This window comes from Desulfovibrio sp. ZJ200, from assembly GCF_011039095.1.
Classification (GTDB): Bacteria; Desulfobacterota; Desulfovibrionia; order Desulfovibrionales; family Desulfovibrionaceae; genus Desulfovibrio.
Window position 1 is genome coordinate 81144 of sequence record NZ_JAAKEH010000003.1, and the last position, 19528, is coordinate 100671.

15 protein-coding genes are annotated in these 19528 nt (G+C 61.9%); 8 read left to right on the plus strand and 7 right to left on the minus strand.

What is annotated here, in order from left to right; genetic code table 11:
* Window positions 1-209: 209 nt before the first annotated feature.
* Both pyk and G7Y52_RS01780 read left to right on the plus strand, forming a co-directional pair.
* Window positions 210-1628 (plus strand): pyruvate kinase, encoded by a 1419-nt coding sequence (pyk, locus tag G7Y52_RS01775; protein WP_165065124.1) that lies wholly within the window; start codon window positions 210-212, stop codon window positions 1626-1628.
* Window positions 1629-1631: 3 nt separating this feature from the next.
* A complete protein-coding gene (locus G7Y52_RS01780; protein ID WP_165065127.1) occupies window positions 1632-2678 on the plus strand; it encodes an HD domain-containing phosphohydrolase in 1047 nt (348 codons plus the stop codon).
* Between the two features lie 308 nt (window positions 2679-2986).
* On the opposite strand, the gene G7Y52_RS01785 is transcribed toward G7Y52_RS01780, so the two are convergent.
* From G7Y52_RS01785 to bioF, 7 genes are all read right to left on the minus strand, one after another.
* Window positions 2987-3178, minus strand: a complete 192-nt coding sequence (locus G7Y52_RS01785) for a hypothetical protein (RefSeq protein ID WP_165065130.1) — start codon at window positions 3176-3178, stop codon at window positions 2987-2989.
* On the minus strand, window positions 3142-3921 hold the full coding sequence (locus tag G7Y52_RS01790) for a 4Fe-4S ferredoxin (protein WP_165065132.1): 780 nt from the start codon (window positions 3919-3921) through the stop codon (window positions 3142-3144). Before G7Y52_RS01790 ends, G7Y52_RS01785 begins: the two co-directional genes overlap by 37 nt.
* Window positions 3922-4067: 146 nt before the next feature.
* Complete coding sequence (locus G7Y52_RS01795; protein WP_165065135.1) at window positions 4068-4310, minus strand: glycine zipper domain-containing protein; 243 nt, start codon at window positions 4308-4310, stop codon at window positions 4068-4070.
* A gap of 58 nt (window positions 4311-4368) precedes the next feature.
* Entirely contained in the window at window positions 4369-4794 is a 426-nt protein-coding gene (locus G7Y52_RS01800; RefSeq protein ID WP_165065138.1) for a hypothetical protein, read from the minus strand.
* Between the two features lie 474 nt (window positions 4795-5268).
* Window positions 5269-6399, minus strand: coding sequence for a glutamine-hydrolyzing carbamoyl-phosphate synthase small subunit (gene carA, locus G7Y52_RS01805; RefSeq protein WP_165065141.1), 1131 nt, complete (start codon window positions 6397-6399; stop codon window positions 5269-5271).
* A gap of 3 nt (window positions 6400-6402) precedes the next feature.
* Window positions 6403-9645 carry a carbamoyl-phosphate synthase large subunit gene (carB, locus tag G7Y52_RS01810; RefSeq protein WP_165065144.1) on the minus strand — a complete coding sequence of 1081 codons (3243 nt, stop codon included), beginning with the start codon at window positions 9643-9645 and terminating at the stop codon, window positions 6403-6405.
* A 309-nt stretch (window positions 9646-9954) separates the two neighbouring features.
* Complete coding sequence (bioF, locus tag G7Y52_RS01815) at window positions 9955-11961, minus strand: 8-amino-7-oxononanoate synthase (RefSeq protein ID WP_165065147.1); 2007 nt, start codon at window positions 11959-11961, stop codon at window positions 9955-9957.
* A gap of 330 nt (window positions 11962-12291) precedes the next feature.
* Between bioF and G7Y52_RS01820 the strand changes: the two genes are divergently transcribed.
* From G7Y52_RS01820 to G7Y52_RS01845, 6 genes are all read left to right on the plus strand, one after another.
* On the plus strand, window positions 12292-13500 hold the full coding sequence (locus G7Y52_RS01820) for an argininosuccinate synthase (protein WP_165065150.1): 1209 nt from the start codon (window positions 12292-12294) through the stop codon (window positions 13498-13500).
* A 55-nt stretch (window positions 13501-13555) separates the two neighbouring features.
* Window positions 13556-15007, plus strand: a complete 1452-nt coding sequence (argH, locus tag G7Y52_RS01825) for an argininosuccinate lyase (RefSeq protein ID WP_165065153.1) — start codon at window positions 13556-13558, stop codon at window positions 15005-15007.
* Window positions 15004-15894 (plus strand): hypothetical protein, encoded by an 891-nt coding sequence (locus G7Y52_RS01830; RefSeq protein ID WP_206215164.1) that lies wholly within the window; start codon window positions 15004-15006, stop codon window positions 15892-15894. The genes argH and G7Y52_RS01830 overlap by 4 nt, the downstream gene beginning before the upstream one ends.
* Before the next feature lie 99 nt (window positions 15895-15993).
* Window positions 15994-18036 carry an elongation factor G gene (fusA, locus tag G7Y52_RS01835; RefSeq protein WP_165065156.1) on the plus strand — a complete coding sequence of 681 codons (2043 nt, stop codon included), beginning with the start codon at window positions 15994-15996 and terminating at the stop codon, window positions 18034-18036.
* Window positions 18037-18046: 10 nt separating this feature from the next.
* Window positions 18047-18877, plus strand: coding sequence for a 16S rRNA (adenine(1518)-N(6)/adenine(1519)-N(6))-dimethyltransferase RsmA (rsmA, locus tag G7Y52_RS01840; protein ID WP_165065159.1), 831 nt, complete (start codon window positions 18047-18049; stop codon window positions 18875-18877).
* A gap of 78 nt (window positions 18878-18955) precedes the next feature.
* Window positions 18956-19255 (plus strand): HU family DNA-binding protein, encoded by a 300-nt coding sequence (locus G7Y52_RS01845; protein ID WP_277424272.1) that lies wholly within the window; start codon window positions 18956-18958, stop codon window positions 19253-19255.
* Window positions 19256-19528 lie beyond the last annotated feature (273 nt).

A 19528-nucleotide genomic window follows, 5' to 3' on the forward strand; every position in this document is an offset into this window, starting at 1 on the left:
AAGCCGCACTTTGCCCCGCGCGGCATGCGGCTTCGGGCGATGCTGTCGCATCGTCGCCAGGGCTGCCGCATACGATGCGTCTGCCCTGGGTATTTTGGCCGGATGCCTTGACAATGCCGCTGAAAACCAAGATGATTTATCCTGCCCGGCCTTTTGAGCGAAGTTTTTTCCGCGCACGCCCAGCGGGTCGCCAACAAGAAGGAATCGCCATGAAAACAAAGATTGTCGCCACCATCGGCCCGGCTTCCAACAGCAAGGAAAAACTTTTGGCTCTGGCTGAGGCCGGCGTCAGTGTCTTCCGGCTCAATTTTTCTCATGGTGGAGCTTCAGATTTTGTAAATATCATCAAATATATACGCGAAGTTGAGCAAGAGCTCGGGCGTCCCATCACGATCATGCAGGATCTTTCCGGCCCTAAAATCCGCCTGGGCGTGGTGCCGGAAAACACCATCCAGGTCAGCAAGGGCATGCGCCTGCTGCTCGGTCCCAGCGCCCGGCGCGTGGAGGAACTGCCCTACCTGCCCTTTGACCATGACGTCATTCTGGAAAGTCTGGAACCCGGAGATCGCATGGTGCTGGCCGATGGCGGCCTGCAGTTCATAGTGCGGGAGCGCCGCTCCGACGGTCTTGTGCTCCTGGAGGCCGACAACGCCGGGCTGGTTACCTCGCGCAAGGGCCTGGCGCTGCCCGGCAAAGCCACCAAAGTGCGCGCCCTGACCGACAAGGACAAGAAAGACCTGGCCGACGGCCTGCAACTGGGAGTGGACGCTGTGGCGATCTCCTATGTGCAGACGGCTGACGACGTGCGGGAAGCCAAGGCGCTGATTGCCGCCGCCGGGCGTCGTGTGCCGGTGGTGGTCAAACTTGAGCGTCAGAGCGCCGTGGACAATCTGGCTGAAATTCTGCAAGAGACGGATATCGTCATGGTGGCCCGCGGCGATCTCGGCGTGGAATGCCCCCTGCCCCAGCTCCCGGCTCTGCAGAAACGGATCATCAGCGCCTGCAACAAGGCTTCCAAACCGGTCATCGTGGCCACGCAGATGCTGCTTTCAATGGTCAACAGCCCCGCGCCCACCCGCGCGGAAACCACGGACGTGGCCAATGCCGTGCTGGACGGGGCCGATTGCGTGATGCTTTCCGAAGAGACTGCCATGGGCAACTTTCCTGTGGAAACCGTCCGCTATATGCGGCGAATCACGGATGAAGCCGAAAAGCTGCTGCTGGTCAACCGCAAGCTGGAAGAGCCGGACGGCGACAAGGGCATCCCGGAATTTCTGGCGTATTCAGCCTGCCTGCTGGCCGACAAGGCCCAGGCCCAGGCCATTGTCTCGCACAGCCTTTCCGGCGGTTCGGCCCGCCAGGTTTCCGCGCGCAGGCCGCCGCAACGCATCTATGCCCTGACGCCAGATCCCGTGACGATCAAGGCTCTCAATTTCGTCTGGGGCGTGGAGCCCATTTTTGTGGACAAACCCGAAGCCGAGCCGAGCCACCTGAACAGGGCCGAGAACTTCATCCATGCGAGTCCTGACTTCAAGGCCAACGACTGCGCCGTGATCACCGCGGGCCAGCTCAAAGGCTCCTCGGCCACGCCGCGCGGCACCAACCTCGTCAAAATCTACTGGAAATAAGTTATGGCCGTTGAAGCCCGGACAGCTCGCGAGATTCCTCACAACATCAATGAGGAATACTATCAAATCAACAGTGAAATTCTGGCGAGTTTTCCCAAATATCGGCCGCCGGTGGATCTCTTCTGCTTCCGCGAGGATATCAAGGTGCTTGCGCCCTACTCCAAAAAGGGCGTGCGACTGAGCAACGAGCAGGTGGATGAGGTGGCCCGGCTTTGCGCGGAGGGCAATCTTTTCGTGTCGCGCTCCGATCATTCCGTGTATTCCCGGCACATCGTCAAACAGCTTGATCTGGTGCTTCAGGACAACAATCTCAAGGAATCGGAAATCGCGGACATCTGCATCCGCGCACTGGCTCTGCGCTATACGGATTTCAACGCTCAACCGGTCAAGTCGGTGTTTGAGCCGCTTTACCGCGACGTCATGGTGGTCACAGAGTACATCTGGGAAGACAAACACCGTATCAATGCCTTGATGCGCCGGCTTTTTCGCAAGCACCAGCCGGCCCGGCATGCCCTCAACACCATGTCCGTGGGCCTCTGGCTCTGGCTTCAGATTGTCTCCGACTTCCGCCGCAAGGATCTGGACCGCATGGCGCTCGCCCTTTTGCTGCATGACGTGGGCATGAGCAAGGTTCCGGCCTTTGTGCTCAACAAGCAGGGGCCTCTCAAGCCCGAAGAGTGGGAAAAGGTGCTTTTGCATCCCATGGTCGGCGTAAAGCTGATGCAAAAAACGGATATTGCCTTTGAAGAGCTGTTGCGCGCCAGCTTTGAGCATCATGAGCGCATGGACGGCTCAGGCTACCCGCAAAAGCTCAAAGGCAGCCAGATCAGCCGCGTAGGGCGGATCACGGCCATTGCCGATTCCTTTTCAGCCATGATCTGCGAAAAATCGTACGGCCAGACGCGAGAGCCGCTGGAGGCCGCAAAAAATCTGGCTGCCGACGCCCAGCGCTACGATCCGGAATTGACCAAACTCCTCATGTCAGCCTTTGCCACTGACGGCTTCGGACAATTTGTGGACATGGATAAAAATGTAGACGAGCCGCTGTAGAGGGCCACGCAGGCCCAGTCCACAGCCGGAACGGATTTTTACAGGCTGTTTGCCAGATTCCGGTCGTATGCCGGAGATTGCATCAGACAAAGAAAATGCCGCGCAAGCGGCATTTTTACATGACGGCGCAACCAAGGCGCAACGCCCCGGCATTGAGATTAGAGCGTTTTGCTTTTGAAACGCTCTAGAGCAATTTCACTTTGAAATTGCTCTGGCGACCGCGGGAGCGGACGCCCGCGCCGAATGAGCGTCCAGACCGCGTTCTGGACGCGAAATGATGGCAGCGCCGCTTTTGAAATTGAATAATTTCAAAAGCAAAATGCTCTAGAGCAGATTACCTTTGACTTTTTATGAAAGTCAAAGGTGGCATTCAGGCGAAAAACGCGGTTTTCGCCTGAATGTACGCCGCGTTGCGGCGGCTGCCGCTTGCGCGTCAGCAGAGCATTTTCAAAGAGAAAATGCTCTAAAGAAAAAGCTCCGGCTCCTTGCGCGCCCCGCACTTGCTTTCGAGCATGGCCCGGATTTGCGCGATTCTTTCATCGTCAAAATACTTGATCCCTTCAGGGCAGGATTTAACGCAGGCAAAGCAACAGATGCAGCCCTGGCTCACCAGACGGGGATTGTGGGCGCTGATCACGCCCATGGGACAGCTCGCAACGCAGAGCATGCACTCGGTACAGCCCTCGCCGGTTTTGGGACTCACGGGCGCGGTCGGGCCCCGCTCCTTGTAGGGCCGTTGCCCTTTCACCGTGACTGGCGCGGGATTGCCCCGGGCAATCTTCTCGGCAGCGGCGCGGGCAAAGTCAGCCACGCGCTGCATATCAGCGTCATCAGGGCGGCCGGTTCCCACCTTGGGCGTGAGGGAGTGCTCAGCAATAAAAGCCGCGGCCGCAATGACTTTGAAGCCGCGCCGCGTGAGCAGATCCCCTGCTTCCAGCAAAGCGTCGTCGTAATGGCGGTTGCCATAAACCGCGACCACGACCGCGCATGCTCCCTGGCCTTCAAGATCAGCCAAAAGAGCTTCCAGGACTTGCGGCACTCTTCCGCCGTACACCGGAAAAGCCAGCACCAGCGCGTCGTCAGGCCCACAGGGCTTGCTCTGCACTCTGCCCTCAGGCAGCGTCACATCGTGAACTTCCTTTTTGGCCCCCAGGGCCGCGGCCAGCGTGTCGGCAATGGCCAGGGCGATTTTTCTGCTGCTGTGCGTGGGGCTGAAAAAGAGCGTGCGGATTGTGCGAGTCATGATTTTCTCCTGAAAATGCCTGCCCCTGACCAAAGCTGTGGGGACAGACGCCGGCAAAAGACAAGCGGGCCGGAAAATCCGGCCCGTTGCGATTTTTACCCGGCCATATTCTGCGTCTGTGCCGGGAGTGCACACGCGCCTCGATCTTACCAGTGGTAATTTTTATCCTGCTGGTTGCCGATAATGCCGCCGGCCAGCGCGCCGACGCCTGCGCCGGCCAGCGCGCCCCAACCGGCATATCCGCCGGAAATGGCGGCAATACCGGCCCCGCCCAAAGCGCCCAGGGCCGCGCCGCTGGCAACGCCCTGCTGCGTGCGGCTCATATTGGTGCATCCCATGCCGCCGGCAAACATGACGGCCAACAGGCCTGCAATCAAAACTTTCTTCATGGCTTTTCTCCTGAAAAAATCACGGGCTTTCGCCGGATCTGCAAGACAACGACAATGCCTACTTCGCGGCAGCCAGCCGCGGCATGATCAACTCATGCCAAATGACGCTCATGACCGGACGGTCAAGACTTTGAGGGTTGGCCTTATACCAGTTGTCCACCATCTTGACGATTTCCGCGCGGCTGACGTTCTTAAAGGCCTTCATCCAGCCTCTTTCAAAAGGGGAGACGCAGTATACCGGGCGTTTGCCGGCCTTGGCGGCCTTTTCCGTGATTTGCGTATTGACGAAATATTCGACAGTGATGGCCGACTCTACCCCGAAAAGATACGCGGTCTTGTCGGACTCGCGGGTCTCTACCCAGACTTTGCCGGTAAACTGATCCACGGGATTGCCCTGTGGGTGGCCCTTTTCCGCAGCCTGAACGCTGATGCCGGCCAAGGCCAGAACCAGAGCCAGGCCAAGGCTCAAAACTGACTTTTTCACTGAAAGCTCCTTAATGTTGAGGTCATGGCGGCCCTGCCTTTTATCACGCCATTCTGCCAGCCGAAACCAGGAGGCAAAGGCATGCCGGGCCGGCCATTAGAGCATTTTGCTTTTGAAATTATTCAATTTCAAAAGCGGCGCTGCCATCATTTCGCGTCCAGAACGCGGTCTGGACGCTCATTCGGCGCGGGCGTCCGCTCCCGCGGCCGCCAGAGCGTTTAGCTAATTTTATTAGCAAAACGCTCTAGAGCATTTTGCTTTTGAAATGATTCAATTTCAAAAGCGGCGCTGCCATCATTTCGCGTCCGTGCTTCAGCCGTTGCGACGAAGGAAGCTACGGATGAAGCTTTGAAAACAAGACATTTGCTGCAAGCCCGGGCCCTCAATGTTTGCAGGGGGGCTTTGGCGACCTGCCCTGAGCCTCAGTATATCCTCAAAAACGAGGCCATATCAAGACATTTCCCGCCGTGAGCCTCAGATGCGCGCGGCCCTGGCGATCGTTTCCCGAAAGCGGGTAAAGAGATAGTCGCCGTCTCGCGGGCCTGCCGCGGCTTCAGGGTGGTATTGAAGGCTCATGACCGGCAGGCGCTTGTGGCGCAAGCCCTCCAGGGTATGATCATTAAGATTGACGTGAGTGGCCTCCACATCGGGCGTTTCCTCCAGCACCACATGAAAACCGTGATTCTGGGAAGAGATTTCAATGCGTCCGGTGGTCAGATCCTTGACCGGATGATTGCAGCCGTGATGCCCGAACTTGAGCTTTTCCGTGCGAGCGCCCAGGGCGTGGCCGATGAGCTGATGCCCGAGGCAGATGCCCGTGACCGGGAATGCCTGAATCAATTCCCGCACCAGAGCGATCTCCCTGGTCAGCGTGGCCGGATCGCCGGGCCCGTTGGAGAGAAAAACTCCCTGCGCGCCGCTGGCCCTGGCCATCTGCACGCTGAAGTCCGGCGGCACGGCCAGCGGCTCGAAGCCCGCCTCGCACAAGCGCCGCAAAATATTCCACTTGATGCCGAAATCATAGACCAGCAGGCGCAGCCCCGTCCCCCTCCAGGCATACGCGCCGTCAGCGCTGAAAACGGCCTTTTGCGGGGCGTTCTCATACCAGGCGTACGGCTCCCTGGCCGCCACAAAAGGCGCCAGGTTCCGGCCCTGCATGGTGGGCAGGGCCAGAGCCTTCTCGCGCAGCGCGCGCGGATCGAGCTCCCGGGTGGAAATAACGCCGCGCATGGCGCCGTTGATGCGCAAATGGCGGGTCAGGGCGCGGGTATCCAGCCCTTCCATGCCCGGCTTCTCGTGGCGCTTCAGAAAAGCGGGCAGGGACATGGTTGCCCGCCAGTTGGAGGGCTTTTTGCAGCACTCCTTGACCAGCAGGGCCGCGGCATGCACCCCGGCGGACTCCATATCCTCGCGGCAAATCCCGTAATTGCCGATGAGCGGATAGGTCATGCAGACCATCTGCCCGTAGTAGGAAGGGTCGGTGAGCACTTCCTGATAGCCGGTCATGCCCGTGGTAAAAATCACTTCCCCGCCGGTTTCAAACTCGCCGGTAAAGGATTTGCCTTCCAGAGTGAAACCGTCTTCCAGCACCAGCAATGCTTTCATAAACTACCCCCGCGCTTCCCGCGCGTAGTATTCCTGCAATGTTTCCACATGAATTTCGTCCCGACGCGAGCCGATGGCTCTGGCCGTGGCCCTGGCGGCGGCGATGGTGGTGCAGTACGGCGTCTTGTAGGTCAGGGCCGCGCGACGGATGGCCTTGGAATCCCTGGCCGTGGGCTTGCCCGAGGCCGTGTTGATGACCAGGGCCACCTCATGATTGATCAGCAGATCCACGATATTGGGCCGCCCCTCATAGACCTTGCGCACTTCCTCCACCTTGAGGCCATGCTTGCGCAACACGGCGGCCGTGCCGCGCGTAGCCAGAAGCTCGAAGCCCAGTTTGGCGAACATGGACGCCACTTCGGGCAGAAAAGGCTTGTCCCGGTCATTGACCGAAAGAAAGATCTTGCCCGCCTGGGGCAGGACCTGGCCCGCGCCCAACTGGCTTTTGAGAAAGGCCTCGCCGAAATCGGAGCCCATGCCCATGACTTCGCCGGTGGAATGCATTTCCGGCCCCAGGATGACATCCACGCCCGGAAAACGATGAAACGGCATGACCGCTTCCTTCACGCAGACAAAGCCGCCCTTGCGCATGCTCCAGGGGTCCAGCTCGTCCAGGCTCTTGCCCAGCATGACCTGGGTGGCCAGATACGGCAGGGGCACGCCCGTGGCCTTGGAAACAAAGGGCGCGGTGCGCGAGGCGCGCGGGTTGACTTCCAGAATGTAAATGTCGTCGCCCTTGATCGCGAACTGGATGTTCATAAGGCCCACGACTCGCAGCTCGCGGGCCAGAGCTTCGGCCTGCCCCGCGATCAGGGCCACATGATCGTAGGAGAGCGAGAAGGACGGCAGCACGCAGGCCGAGTCGCCGGAGTGGATGCCCGCCTCCTCAATATGCTCCATGATCCCGGCCACATAGACTTCCTCGCCGTCCGAGAGGGCATCCACGTCCACTTCCACGGCATGTTCCAGAAACTTGTCGATCAAGATGGGATGTTCCGGCTTTTCCGGCACCTGCTCGCGGAAGTAGTCGGTCAGCTCCGAGGCGTCATAGACTACGGCCATGGCCCGGCCGCCCAGCACATAGCTGGGACGCACCACCACGGGGTAGGTGATGCACTCGGCCACTTCCAGGGCTTCCTTCAGATCCCCGGCCGTGCCGTTGGGCGGCTGCAACAGGCCCAGCTTTTGGATCAGGGCCTGAAAACGCTCGCGGTCCTCGGCGCGGTCAATGGCGTCCGGCGAAGTGCCCAGAATGGGCACGCCCGCGCGCATCAGAGGCACGGCCAGATTGAGCGGGGTCTGGCCGCCGAACTGCACGATGACGCCCTCGGGCTTTTCCTTTTCCACGATATTCATGACATCCTCAAAGGTCAGGGGCTCGAAGTAGAGCCGATCCGAGGTGTCATAGTCCGTGGACACGGTTTCCGGGTTGGAATTGACCATGATCGCCATGATCCCGGCGTCGCGCAGCGCGAAGGAGGCGTGGCAGCAGCAGTAGTCGAACTCGATGCCCTGGCCGATGCGGTTGGGCCCGCCGCCCAGGATCAGCACCTTGCGGCAGTCCTGCACCTTGAGTTCGTCGCCGCGTTCATAGGTGGAGTAAAAATAGGGAGTATAGGCCTCAAATTCCGCCGCGCAGGTATCCACCAGATAATAGGTGGGCACGATGTCCATTTCCCGGCGCAGGCGGCGGATGTCGCCCTCCGGGCGCTTCCACATCTCGGCCAGTTGCCGGTCCGAGAAGCCGTATTCCTTGGCCTCGCGCAGCACAACGGCCAGATCCGCGTTGGCCGGGGTCATGTCGTTGGCCTGGCCGAAGTCGCGGATGCGGGTCTCCATATCCACAATGTCCCGCACCTGGCGGATGAACCAGGGATCAATGGCCGAAGCCGCAAAAATCTCTTCTTCGCTGATGCCCGTCGCCAGGGCCTGACGCAGGGCAAAGATGCGGCGCGAATTGGGCCGGTGCAGGGCTTCCAGAATGGCCTCGCGCGAGGGCGGCTCCTCCCGGAAGCGGTACCCCAGGCCGGGCGCGCCGATTTCCATGGAGCGCAGGCCTTTTTGCAGGGCTTCCTTGAACGTGCGGCCGATGCTCATGGCCTCGCCCACGCTCTTCATGGAAGTGGTCAGCTCATCCCTGGCGCCCGGGAATTTCTCAAAGGTGAAGCGCGGGATCTTGACCACGCAATAATCAATGGCCGGCTCAAAGCTGGCTACAGTCTCGCGGGTGATATCGTTGCGCAGCTCGTCCAGGGTATAGCCCACGGCCAGCTTGGCCGCGATTTTGGCAATGGGAAAGCCCGTGGCCTTGGAGGCCAGGGCCGAGGAGCGCGAGACGCGCGGATTCATCTCAATGACCACAATGTCGCCGTTTTTCGGGTTCATGCCGAACTGCACATTGCTGCCGCCGGTTTCCACCCCGATTTCGCGCATGATGGCAATGGAAGCGTCGCGGATCTTCTGGTATTCCATGTCCGAGAGGGTCTGGACCGGGGCCACGGTGATCGAGTCGCCGGTATGCACGCCCATGGGGTCGAAGTTCTCAATGGAGCAGATGATCACGCAATTATCCTTCTGATCGCGCATGACCTCCATCTCAATTTCCTTCCAGCCCAGCACGCTCTGCTCGATCATCACTTCCGAAGCGGGGCTGGCCGACAGGCCGCGCGCCGCCACTTCCTCCAGATCCGCCAGATTGTAGGCCACGCCGCCGCCCGTGCCGCCCAGGGTGAAAGCCGGGCGCACGATCAGCGGGAAAGGCAGCACGTTGCCCAGGTGGCGCACCTCGTCCAGATTGTGGGCAATGCCGCTGGCAGGCATTTGCAGGCCGATGTTTTCCATGGCCTCGCGGAAAAGCTCCCGGCTCTCGGCCTTTTCAATGACCTCCGCCCTGGCGCCGATCAGTTCCACCCCGTATTCCGCCAAAACGCCGCTCTTGGCCAGACCAAGAGCGGCGTTCAAAGCGGTCTGACCGCCCAGGGTGGGCAGCAGTGCGTCGGGCCGCTCTTTGCGGATAATGGCCGTCAGGGTGTCCTGCTCGATGGGTTCCACATAGGTGGCGTCGGCCATCTGCGGATCGGTCATGATGGTGGCCGGATTGGAGTTGACCAGCACCACCTCGTAGCCTTCTTCCTTGAGGGCCTTGACGGCCTGAGAGCCGGAGTAGTCAAACTCGCAGCCCTGGCCGATGATGATGGGGCCCGCGCCGATAACCAGAATTTTGTGTAAATCCGTACGCTTGGGCATGGGGCATTCCTGCGGATTTTGGAGAGTCGTGAAGAAAAGGCACGGCCGCGCCGTGTTGCTCAAAACGATTGTTTCTACGCTATGGCGGGCTTGCCGGTCAAGCGTTTTCCTTCAGACGCCGGGCCGGAGCGAGCCGCAGGGCGTTTTGCTGACGCAATCAGCTAGAGCAGATTACCTTTGACTTTTTATGAAAGTCAAAGGTGGCATTCAGGCGAAAAACGCGGTTTTCGCCTGAATGTACGCCGCGTTGCGGCGGCTGCCGCTTTCGCGTCAGCAGAGCATTTTCAAAGAGAAAATGCTCTCAACGCTCTACCGCGCCGACCTCAGGGCCAGCCCCACCTGCCGGGCGGCTTCAGCCAGATCCTGCTGGCTGTGATCGCTGCGCAGCGTGGCCCGCAGCCGGGCGCTGCCTCTGGCCACCGAGGGGTAGCGGATGGCCGAGAGATAATATCCGGCCTCGAACAGGCTTTGCGCCGCGGCCAGGGCCGCTTTTTCCTCCCCGATGCGCAGGGGCACGATGGCGCTGTCCGAATGGGCCGCAAGGCCCTGTTCGCGCAGGCGGGAGCAGAAAAATGCCGTGTTTTCCCGTAAACGGCGCACGCGTTCCGGTTCCCGGAGCAGAATTTCCAGGGCCTGGAGCGCGGCCGCCACGGGCGCGGCGGACAAGGCCGTGGAAAAAATAAAACTGCGCGCGCTGTTTTTCAGGTATTCGATGAGCCGGGCGTTGCCGCAGACGTAGCCCCCCTCGCTGCCCAGGGCCTTGCTCAAGGTTCCCACCGTAATATCCGCCGCGCGCTCAAGGCCGAAATGCTCTGCCGCGCCGCGCCCCGTGGCCCCCAGAACACCGGTGGCGTGCGCCTCGTCGATCATGGAGAGGAAATTGCAGCGATCCGCAATGCGCAGCAGTTCAGGCAGGCAAACCACGTCGCCGTCCATGCTGAACACCGCGTCGCTGACGATCAGGCCCTGGCGTCCCGCGTGCTGACGGGCCTTTGCTTCCAGATCCTCCATGTCGTTATGCCGATACACAACGATCTGCGCCCTGCTCTGGCGGCAGCCGTCAATGATGCTGGCGTGATTCAGCTCGTCGCTGAAGATCACCCATTCCTTGCGGCACAGCGCGGTAATCACGCCCACGTTGGCCATGTAGCCGGTGTTGAACAGCAACGCTGCCTGCGCCTGCTTGAAGGCCGCCAGACGCCGCTCCAGCCTGCCGTGCAGTTCCAGGCTGCCTGTCGTCAGACGGGAGCCCCCGCTGCCCGCGCCGTAAGCGGCCAGGGCTTCGGCAGCGCAGGCCTTGACCCGCGGGTCGTCGGCCAGGCCCAGGTAGTCGTTGGAAGCCAGCAGAAGCAGATCCTTGCCCCGGCAGCGCGCCACCGCTCCGGGCGCGGAGGACATTTCCCGGATATGACGGCGCAGGCCTTGCGCGTCCAGGCGGTCCAGACGCTTGTCCAGAAAATCCCATTTGTCCGCGCGGGCCGTTGCGCGGCCCGCAGTGCCCGGCATCAACGCCCCTGACTGCGAAAAAAACGAACGTGACGCCGCGGATGCGTCCGCGTTGAAGCCCGGCGCGTCCGGTATGTTCTCCACCAGCACGGGCTGGCGCTCGATAAAATCCAGGGTGGCGGCCAGATCCCGCCGGGGGCCCCTGTACAGGAAAATGCGGCCGCCTTGTGGCGAACCCGGCTCCTTCATCCTTGCGATACGCACATAACCCAGCGCGCGGGAAGCCACATAGCCCGTCACATAGTCCGGATCGTCGGAGATGCAGATCTCTGCCAGAATATGGGGCGCGTGGGCCACCTTGGCGGCCAGCACCATGGCTTCCCGATAGTGGCTCTTTGCCCCGGCGCCGGAGCAGTCAGAAAAAGGCTCGGGATCGGCCGCATCCATGCAGGTGGCGCGGATGCCGCGCATGGTGTTGGGCTCCAGCCGCTCCAGGCTGTCCGCGTCCAGCAACATGGCGCCGCGCAAATTTCCGGCCTCCTGCAACAGAGCAATCACGGCCTCGGGCGCGGGCACGCCCGCCCGGGCAAGCAGGCCCGCGGCCAGCCGCAGGCCTTCAGCGGCATCCGCGCAGGCCAGGGCGCGCGCAGGCAGGCTCTGCAAACGCAGGCAGGCGGATTCAGGCACGGCCTCCACCTTGAGATGAATGCGGTCGGGACGCCCTTTCGCGTGCCCCTGGGCGCGGGCTACCAGGGCCTGCGCCAGAGCGGGCATGGCCTCGGCCCCGGCAATGCGTTCCGCGCCTGAAATATGCTCTTCCCTGCCGTGCGCAATCCGGCTGGCGCGCATTTTAATGCTGAACAAGGGCATGCCTCATCCTCGCTGCCATCTCCTTTGGCCGCCTCCGCTTTTTCCCGCCATATCGGGCCAGGCGGCCAGGGGCATTGCCGTGCGCAGAAAAATCCTGCCGAAAATCCACAAGGTCTTGGCCACCTTGGAAAAAACAGGGGGAGCGCGGGCACGCCAGGGCAAGGACTAATCGCATCCTTTCCATCTGACAAGTAAAAATCACGGCCCCAGAGAAAGAAAAGCCTGCCGGAATCTTTCGGCCTCGCGGCGCGTCTGGCGGCCCCCTGACTTGCGCCCCGGCGCTTTTTGGGCAATACTCTTTCCCCGAATCCACAAGGGGGGCTCTTACGAATGCAGAAGATCAAAAAAGTTGTGCTCGCTTATTCCGGCGGTCTGGATACCTCCGTGATCCTCAAATGGCTGATCACGACCTATCAGTGCGAAGTGATTGCCGTCACCGCGGATCTGGGCCAGCCCGAGGATCTTTCCGGGGTGGAGGAAAAGGCGCTGAAAACCGGCGCAACCAAGGCCTGTGTGCTGGATTTGCGCGAGGAAATGGCCCGCGATTTCGTCTTTCCCATGATGCGCGGAGCCGCCCGGTACGAGGGGCGCTATCTGCTGGGGACCTCCATTGCCCGGCCGCTGATCGCCAAGGCTCTGGTGGACGTGGCCCGCAGGGAAGGCGCGGACGCCGTGGCTCACGGCGCAACAGGCAAGGGCAACGATCAGGTGCGCTTCGAGTTTGCGGTTAACGCCCTGGCTCCCGATCTTACGGTCATTGCGCCCTGGCGCGAGTGGGATCTCATGTCCCGCACCGCATTGACCGCCTTTGCCGAAAAGCACGGCATTTTCATTTCCAGCGCGGCCAAACGCTACAGCATGGACGCCAACATGCTGCATACCAGCTTTGAGGGCAGCGAGCTGGAAGATCCCGGCAATGAGCCGCACGAATCCTGCCACCAGCGTTGCGTGCCTGTGGAACAGGCCCCGGACACGCCGGAAATCGTCACTGTGGATTTTGAACGCGGCAATCCCGTGGCCGTCAACGGCCAACGCCTCTCGCCCTACGCCATAGTCAAAACCCTGAGCGAGATGGCCGGGCGCAACGGCATCGGCCGCGACGACATGGTGGAAAACCGCTTTGTGGGCATGAAATGCCGGGGCGTGTATGAAAACCCGGCAGGCACCCTGCTCTATAAGCTGCACCGCGATCTGGAAGGCATCTGCATGGATCGCGAACTGCTCGGCATCCGCGACATGCTGGCCGTGCGCTACTCCCAGTGCGTGTACAATGGTTTCTGGTATTCGCCCGAGCGCGAAGCCATGCAAGCTTTCATGGACAAATCCCAGGAGACGGTCACAGGCTCCGTGCGCGCCAAGCTCTACAAGGGCGGAGTCTGGCCCCTAGCCCGCACGTCGCCCCATTCGCTCTTCTCCGAGGATCTGGCCACGTTCGAGGGCGGCGATTACGACCACAAGGACGCGGCGGGCTTTATCCGCCTGAACAGCCTGCGCCTGCGCCTTTACTCGGCGATCAAAACACAGGCTGCGGGGAAATAAGGAAACTTTGCAATGCGCCGCATTGCAAAGCCACTCTACTCCAGAAAGGCGAGTCATGAGCAAAAATCAAAGCTGGGGCGGTCGTTTCGCCGAAGGCCCCAGACAGGCTGTGGCCCGGTACACGGATTCCCAATCCTATGACCGCGCGCTTTACGCCCAGGATATACGCGGATCACAGGCCCATGCCCGAATGTTGGGCCGCCAGGGCGTGATCACGCCCGCGGAGGCGGAAATCCTGGTGGACGGCCTGGACAAGGTGCGCTCCGAAATCGAGTCCGGCGTTTTTCTCTGGAAGCCCGAGCTGGAAGACGTGCACATGAACATTGAGGCCCGACTCACCGAACTGACCGGCGAGGTGGGCAAAAAACTGCATACCGGCCGCAGCCGCAACGATCAGGTGGGCTTGAGCTTCCGCCTGTTTGTGGCGGACAGGCTGAAGATCTGGCAAAAACACGCGGCCGCGCTCTGTGCCGTGCTGGTCGGGCGCGCCGCGGACCATCAGGCGGATATTTTGCCGGGCTGCACGCATTTGCAGCCCGCCCAGCCCGTGAGCCTTGCCCAGCATCTGCTGGCCTACGCCTGGATGTTCCGCCGCGACGTGCAGCGCCTTGACGATGCGCTCAGGCGTACCTGCATCTCGCCTCTGGGCGCGGCTGCCCTGGCCGGGACCACATACCCCCTGGACCCCGAGAGCGTGGCCCGCGAGGTGGGCTTCACGGAGATTTACGGCAACTCCATGGACGCCGTATCAGACCGGGATTTTGTGCTGGAAGCCCTGTTCGGCGCCTCAGCCGTTATGATGCATCTTTCACGGCTCTGCGAAGAGATTATTCTCTGGGCCAATCCGGCCTTTGGTTTTGTGAGGCTGCCTGACGGCTACGCCACGGGCTCGTCGATCATGCCACAGAAAAAAAACCCGGACGTGGCCGAACTGATGCGCGGCAAAACCGGCCGGGTCTATGGCGATCTGACGGCCATGCTCACGGTCATGAAAGGCCTGCCTCTGGCGTACAATCGCGACATGCAGGAAGACAAGGAAGCCTTTCTGGACGCCGACCGCACAGTGGATTTCTCATTGCAGCTCATGGCGGGCATGCTGGAGGAACTCTGCTTCCGCACGGATCGCATGCGCGCCGCCTGCAAGGCGGGTTTTCTCAATGCCACGGAACTGGCCGACTATCTGGTGGGCAAAGGGCTGCCCTTCCGCGAGGCCCATCATCTGACCGGGCAGGCCGTGGCCGCCGCCGAACGCGAGGGCAAGGGCCTGGAGGATTTATCCCTGCCGGAATTGCAGGCGCTTACGCCGCTTGTTGAGGACGACGTTTTCGCCGTGCTGGACTACGCGGCAGCCGTGCGGCGGCGCGAGACTCCCGGCGGCACGGGGCCGCGTTCCGTGGCGCGCCAGGTGGAGCAGCTCAGGCAATGGCTGGCGGAATATGAGAACCGCTCCGAACCGCGCGCCACTGCAGTGACAAAAACAGCCCCGCAGAACAACAAACGGCCATGAGCAGCCGGAATCTGCCTGAACTTGCGCTGGATGCGCCGCACACGGTCCACTGGCCTGACTGGGCCGAAGATGCGCGCCTGGACGACGATCTGGCGGCTCAGGCCTATGAGGCCACGCCGCCGGCATGCAGGGCCGCGCTGAAATCCGGCCTTGCCCTGGCGCACATGCATTTCGGCCAGAGCCCCGGCAGCCTGCGGCAGGAACGCAGGGACAATCATCTTGGGTTTTGGCGGCATACGGCCGTTTTTCCCGCGCCCTGGGCGGTCATCGCCTTTACGCCCGCATATACGGCGGCAGCCCGTCTGGCCGCGGCCTGCGTGCCGGCGCTTCTGGCCGGCGTGCCCCTTGTGGCCGCGGTTTGCGTGGGCGGCCGCCCCTCGCGGGAGGCCCTCGTCAGTCTGGAGCTCACCGGCGTGGAAGACATTTTCACACTGGAGGCGGCCGCGCTCCGCGCTTTGCTGGAGGAAGAAAGCCAACACGGGCCCGGCCGTCTGGTCCTGCTTCACAACGGCGACCTGGACAACACGAGCCGCTTTGCCCGGGCAATGGGCCTGCCCTGTTATGAGGAACGCTGCTCGCCCACTCTGCTTCTGCCGAATCCCGAAGCTTTCGATCCGGACGTGCTGGCCTTTGCCCAGGGCGAGGCCCTGCAACAAGCCCTGCAAGCGCGGCATCCGGCCAGGCCCGCGGCATGTTATTGCAACGAAAAGGCCGCGCGGGCGCATTGCAACGATTCCCCCCACGGCCCCTTCAGTTTTGCGGGCCCGCTGGCTCTGGCTCCGGGCTGCGAAGGCTTTTGGCTGCATGACGGCCTGACGCCGGATTTTTTTACAGTCACACGCCTTGCTTTCGGACCGTTAGATCGTTTTGCTAATGAAATTAGCTAAACGCTCTATGCGTCAGCCCTGATCCCTGCCCGCTCAGGTCTTGCGGCTGCCCTGAAAAAACCGTACCACTCCAGGAAACGCCCTTCAGCCGGAGCCAGTATGACCCAGATCCGCGACATCCGGAATATCGGCATCATTGCCCATATCGACGCGGGCAAGACCACGCTGTCCGAGCGCATGCTTTTCTACAGCCGCAGGATTCACCGCATGGGCGAAGTGCATGACGGCGCGGCCACCATGGATTATCTGCCCGAGGAGCAGGAGCGCGGCATCACAATCACTTCTGCCTGCACCACCTGCCGCTGGCAGGGCAGGATGATCAATCTGATCGATACGCCCGGGCATGTGGATTTCACCATTGAGGTGGAGCGCTCCCTGCGCGTGCTGGACGGAGCCGTTGGCGTGTTTTGCGCCGTGGGCGGGGTGGAGCCGCAATCCGAGACCGTCTGGCGGCAGTCGGAACATTTCGGCGTGCCCAAAATCGTCTTTGTGAACAAGATGGATCGCACGGGCGCGGATTATGAAGCCGTGCTCGCGGCGCTGCGCCAACGCCTCCAGGCCAATGCCGTGGCCGTGACCGCGCCGTTGGGGCAAGGCGAGGCTTTTGCCGGAGTGCTGGATCTGATCCATGAGCAGACCCTGACCTTTGACGCCGCGGATCAGGGGCAGACCGTGCGCCGCGCGCCCTTCAGCCCAAAGGAGGCGGCCCTGGCCGCGCCCTGGCGCGAGACCATGCTGGAAAAGCTGGCCGAAGCCGATGACGCTTTTCTGGAATGCTATCTCAACGGCGTCTACACGCCGGATGACGTCAGCGCCGCCTTGCGGCGCGCCACGCTCTCCCGCGCGCTGACGCCCGCGCTGTGCGGCTCAGCCCTGCGCAATATGGGCATCCAGCCCGTGCTGGACGCGGTGTGCGACTGGCTGCCCTCGCCGCTGGATGTGCCCCCCCCCATTGGCAGTGACGCGCAGGGCAAGGAATCGCCGGTGCCGCCGGAGCCGGAGGCGCCCGCGGTGGCGCTGGTTTTCAAGGTGCTGATGGAAAACGGCCGCAAACTGGCCTTTCTGCGCCTGTACGCCGGAAGCATCCGGGAAGGGGATGTGCTGCGCAATACCCTGCGCAAAACCGACGACCGCGTGGGTCGCATTTTTCAGCCGCATGCGGATCGCCGCGAGCAGCTCGAAACGGCCTGCGCCGGTGAGATTGTCGCCGTGGTGGGTCTGCGCTCGGCTCATACCGGCGAAACGTATACAGCGCGAGGGCGCGAGCTTTCTCTGGAAGCCATCGACGCCTACGCCCCGGTGCTCACCCTGGCCCTGGAACCGCGCAACGCCGACGAAGGCAAAATTCTGGATGAGGCTCTCGGCCGCTATATGGAAGAAGACCCCACCGTTCAGGTGCGCCTGGATGAAGACTCGGGCACGCGCATGCTCTCGGGCATGGGGGAATTGCATCTGGATGTGCTTTTGGAACGCATGAAGCGCGAATACGACATAAGCCCGCGCACCGGCCATCCGCAGGTGGTGCTGCGCGAGACCGTGCGCAAGGAAGCCTGCGCCGAGGCTGTTTTTGACAAGGAGTTGGGCAAGGAGCGGCATCAGGGCGCGGTTTCCCTGCGCGTGGCCCCCCGCCCGCGCCATGCGGGCAATCTGGTGGAAGTGGGTGATTTTTTGCCCGCAAATCCCGCGGAAGCGCAAAAAATACTGCCCAGGGCACTGTTGCAGGCCGCGCTGGACGGGGTGCGCGACAGCCTGCAAAGCGGGGAACTCAGCGGCTACCCTGTGGAGGATGTGGCAGTGACGCTGACCAATGTGCAACGACACGAAGGCCTGACCACCGCGCCGGGCTGCCACATGGCCGCCGGGCAGGCCCTGCGCGAAGCCCTGGCCAAGGCCGCGCCCGTGGCCCTGGAGCCGATCATGCGGGTGGAAATCAACGTGCCCGGCGAATTCCTGGGCCCGGCCATCGGCCTCTTCAACGGCTGCGGCGGCAAGGTCGAGGAGCTGGAAGATCACAACGGGCAAAAACTGCTGCGCGGCACAGCGCCCCTGCGGCGGCTGTTCGGCTTTTCCACTTCTCTGCGCTCGGCCACCCAGGGCCGGGCCGGATTGGTATTGGCCTTTGACCGCTTTGATCTGCCCTGAGGGGATGGGCATGTCTTTTCCCGCCAGGGCGCAAGGCGCGCCGCCTGCCAAAAAAAGCCTGGGCCAGCACTTTCTGCGCCGGGAAGAAATCTGCGCGCGCATCGCGGCCCTGCTCCTGCCCGGCCCTGACGACCGCATTCTGGAAATCGGCCCTGGCCCCGGCGCGTTGACCCGGGCCCTGGAAGCCTTGCCGCACAGCCGTTTGCTCCTGCTGGAAAAAGATCGGCATTGGGCAAGGGAACGCGGGCGACTGGCCGGGCCGCGCACCCAGGCCGTGCTGATGGACGCGCTCTGCTTTGACTGGCGACGGATTCAGCCCGAGCAGCCCTGGAAGATCATCGGCAACCTGCCGTACAATGTCGCTTCCCCCTTGATCTGGGATATTGTCTCCCGGGCCGCGGGGCTGAGCAGAGCCGTGTTCATGGTCCAAAAAGAAGTGGGGCAACGCCTGGCCGCCGCGCCGGGCAACGGCCAGTACGGCGCGCTTTCCGTCTGGGTGCAGAGTCATGCGCGCCCGCATCTGGAGTTCGTGGTGGGTCCGGGCGCTTTCCAGCCGCCGCCCGGGGTGGATTCAGCCGTGCTTTCCTTTGATCCGCTCCCCTTGGCGCAACGGCCCGCGCATCCCGAGGCTTTGGCCCGCCTGCTGCGGATCTGTTTTCAACAGCGCCGCAAGCAATTGGGCGGCATTTTCCGCCGGGCCGGTCTGCCGGTTCTGGAAACAGGGTTGAAAGACATGGGCCTTGATCCCAGCCTCAGGCCGGAATCTCTCTGCATACGCGATTTTCGGCGGCTGGCCTCTTTCTTGGCCCAAACCTTGACAAGCTTTCCTAAAAGAGGTTGACTCACTGTCCATGACTATGTCGGTGTTGCGCGTAGTGGTTTTGGACCACAGGCTTGGGGGAGCCAAAGCGCAATACCCTTGGCAAATCTTCAGGAGGATACGCTGATGACTAAGGCTGATCTGGTTGAAAAAATCGCCGACAAGGCTAATCTGACCAAAGCTGCCGCTGAACGCGCGCTTAATGCTTTTCTGGCTTCCGTGGAAGAGACGCTGACCAAAGAATCCAAACTGACGCTCACCGGCTTTGGCACTTTTGCCGTGGAAAGCCGCAAAGCCCGTCAGGGGCGCAACCCGCGCACCGGCGCGGCCCTGACCATCCCCGCCTGCAAAATGGTCAAATTTCGTCCGGGCAAAATGCTCAAGGACGCGCTTAACTGATTCTCCGGCTTTCCGTCCAATATGCTATCTCCACAACGGCAAGTCCGGCTTTCGGGCTTGCCGTTGCGCGAGTGTTCAGCCCTGCACAGCCCCGCAAAGCTTTGCGCTTTGCAGGGCAACGCGGATCTCGCCAGGTCCGTCCGGGCTTCTTCCCGGCGGGCGCGCCTGGGGCATGCGGCCTGTTTGCGCGGCAGCCGCAATGCCGCGCAGGGGCTTGCAGCAAATTGGCTTGCTTTTTTCCCGGCCCTGGGCTAGGGTCAGCCCTCATTACGC

Coding starts and splice junctions, on each gene's coding strand:
- carB (WP_165065144.1), bottom strand. CDS start 9,645: ATGCCCAAGCGTACGGATTTACACAAAATTCTGGTTATCGGCGCGGGC.
- G7Y52_RS01780 (WP_165065127.1), top strand. CDS start 1,632: ATGGCCGTTGAAGCCCGGACAGCTCGCGAGATTCCTCACAACATCAAT.
- pyk (WP_165065124.1), top strand. CDS start 210: ATGAAAACAAAGATTGTCGCCACCATCGGCCCGGCTTCCAACAGCAAG.
- G7Y52_RS01820 (WP_165065150.1), top strand. CDS start 12,292: ATGCAGAAGATCAAAAAAGTTGTGCTCGCTTATTCCGGCGGTCTGGAT.
- argH (WP_165065153.1), top strand. CDS start 13,556: ATGAGCAAAAATCAAAGCTGGGGCGGTCGTTTCGCCGAAGGCCCCAGA.
- G7Y52_RS01795 (WP_165065135.1), bottom strand. CDS start 4,310: ATGAAGAAAGTTTTGATTGCAGGCCTGTTGGCCGTCATGTTTGCCGGC.
- carA (WP_165065141.1), bottom strand. CDS start 6,399: ATGAAAGCATTGCTGGTGCTGGAAGACGGTTTCACTCTGGAAGGCAAA.
- fusA (WP_165065156.1), top strand. CDS start 15,994: ATGACCCAGATCCGCGACATCCGGAATATCGGCATCATTGCCCATATC.
- G7Y52_RS01830 (WP_206215164.1), top strand. CDS start 15,004: ATGAGCAGCCGGAATCTGCCTGAACTTGCGCTGGATGCGCCGCACACG.
- rsmA (WP_165065159.1), top strand. CDS start 18,047: ATGTCTTTTCCCGCCAGGGCGCAAGGCGCGCCGCCTGCCAAAAAAAGC.
- G7Y52_RS01790 (WP_165065132.1), bottom strand. CDS start 3,921: ATGACTCGCACAATCCGCACGCTCTTTTTCAGCCCCACGCACAGCAGC.
- bioF (WP_165065147.1), bottom strand. CDS start 11,961: ATGCCCTTGTTCAGCATTAAAATGCGCGCCAGCCGGATTGCGCACGGC.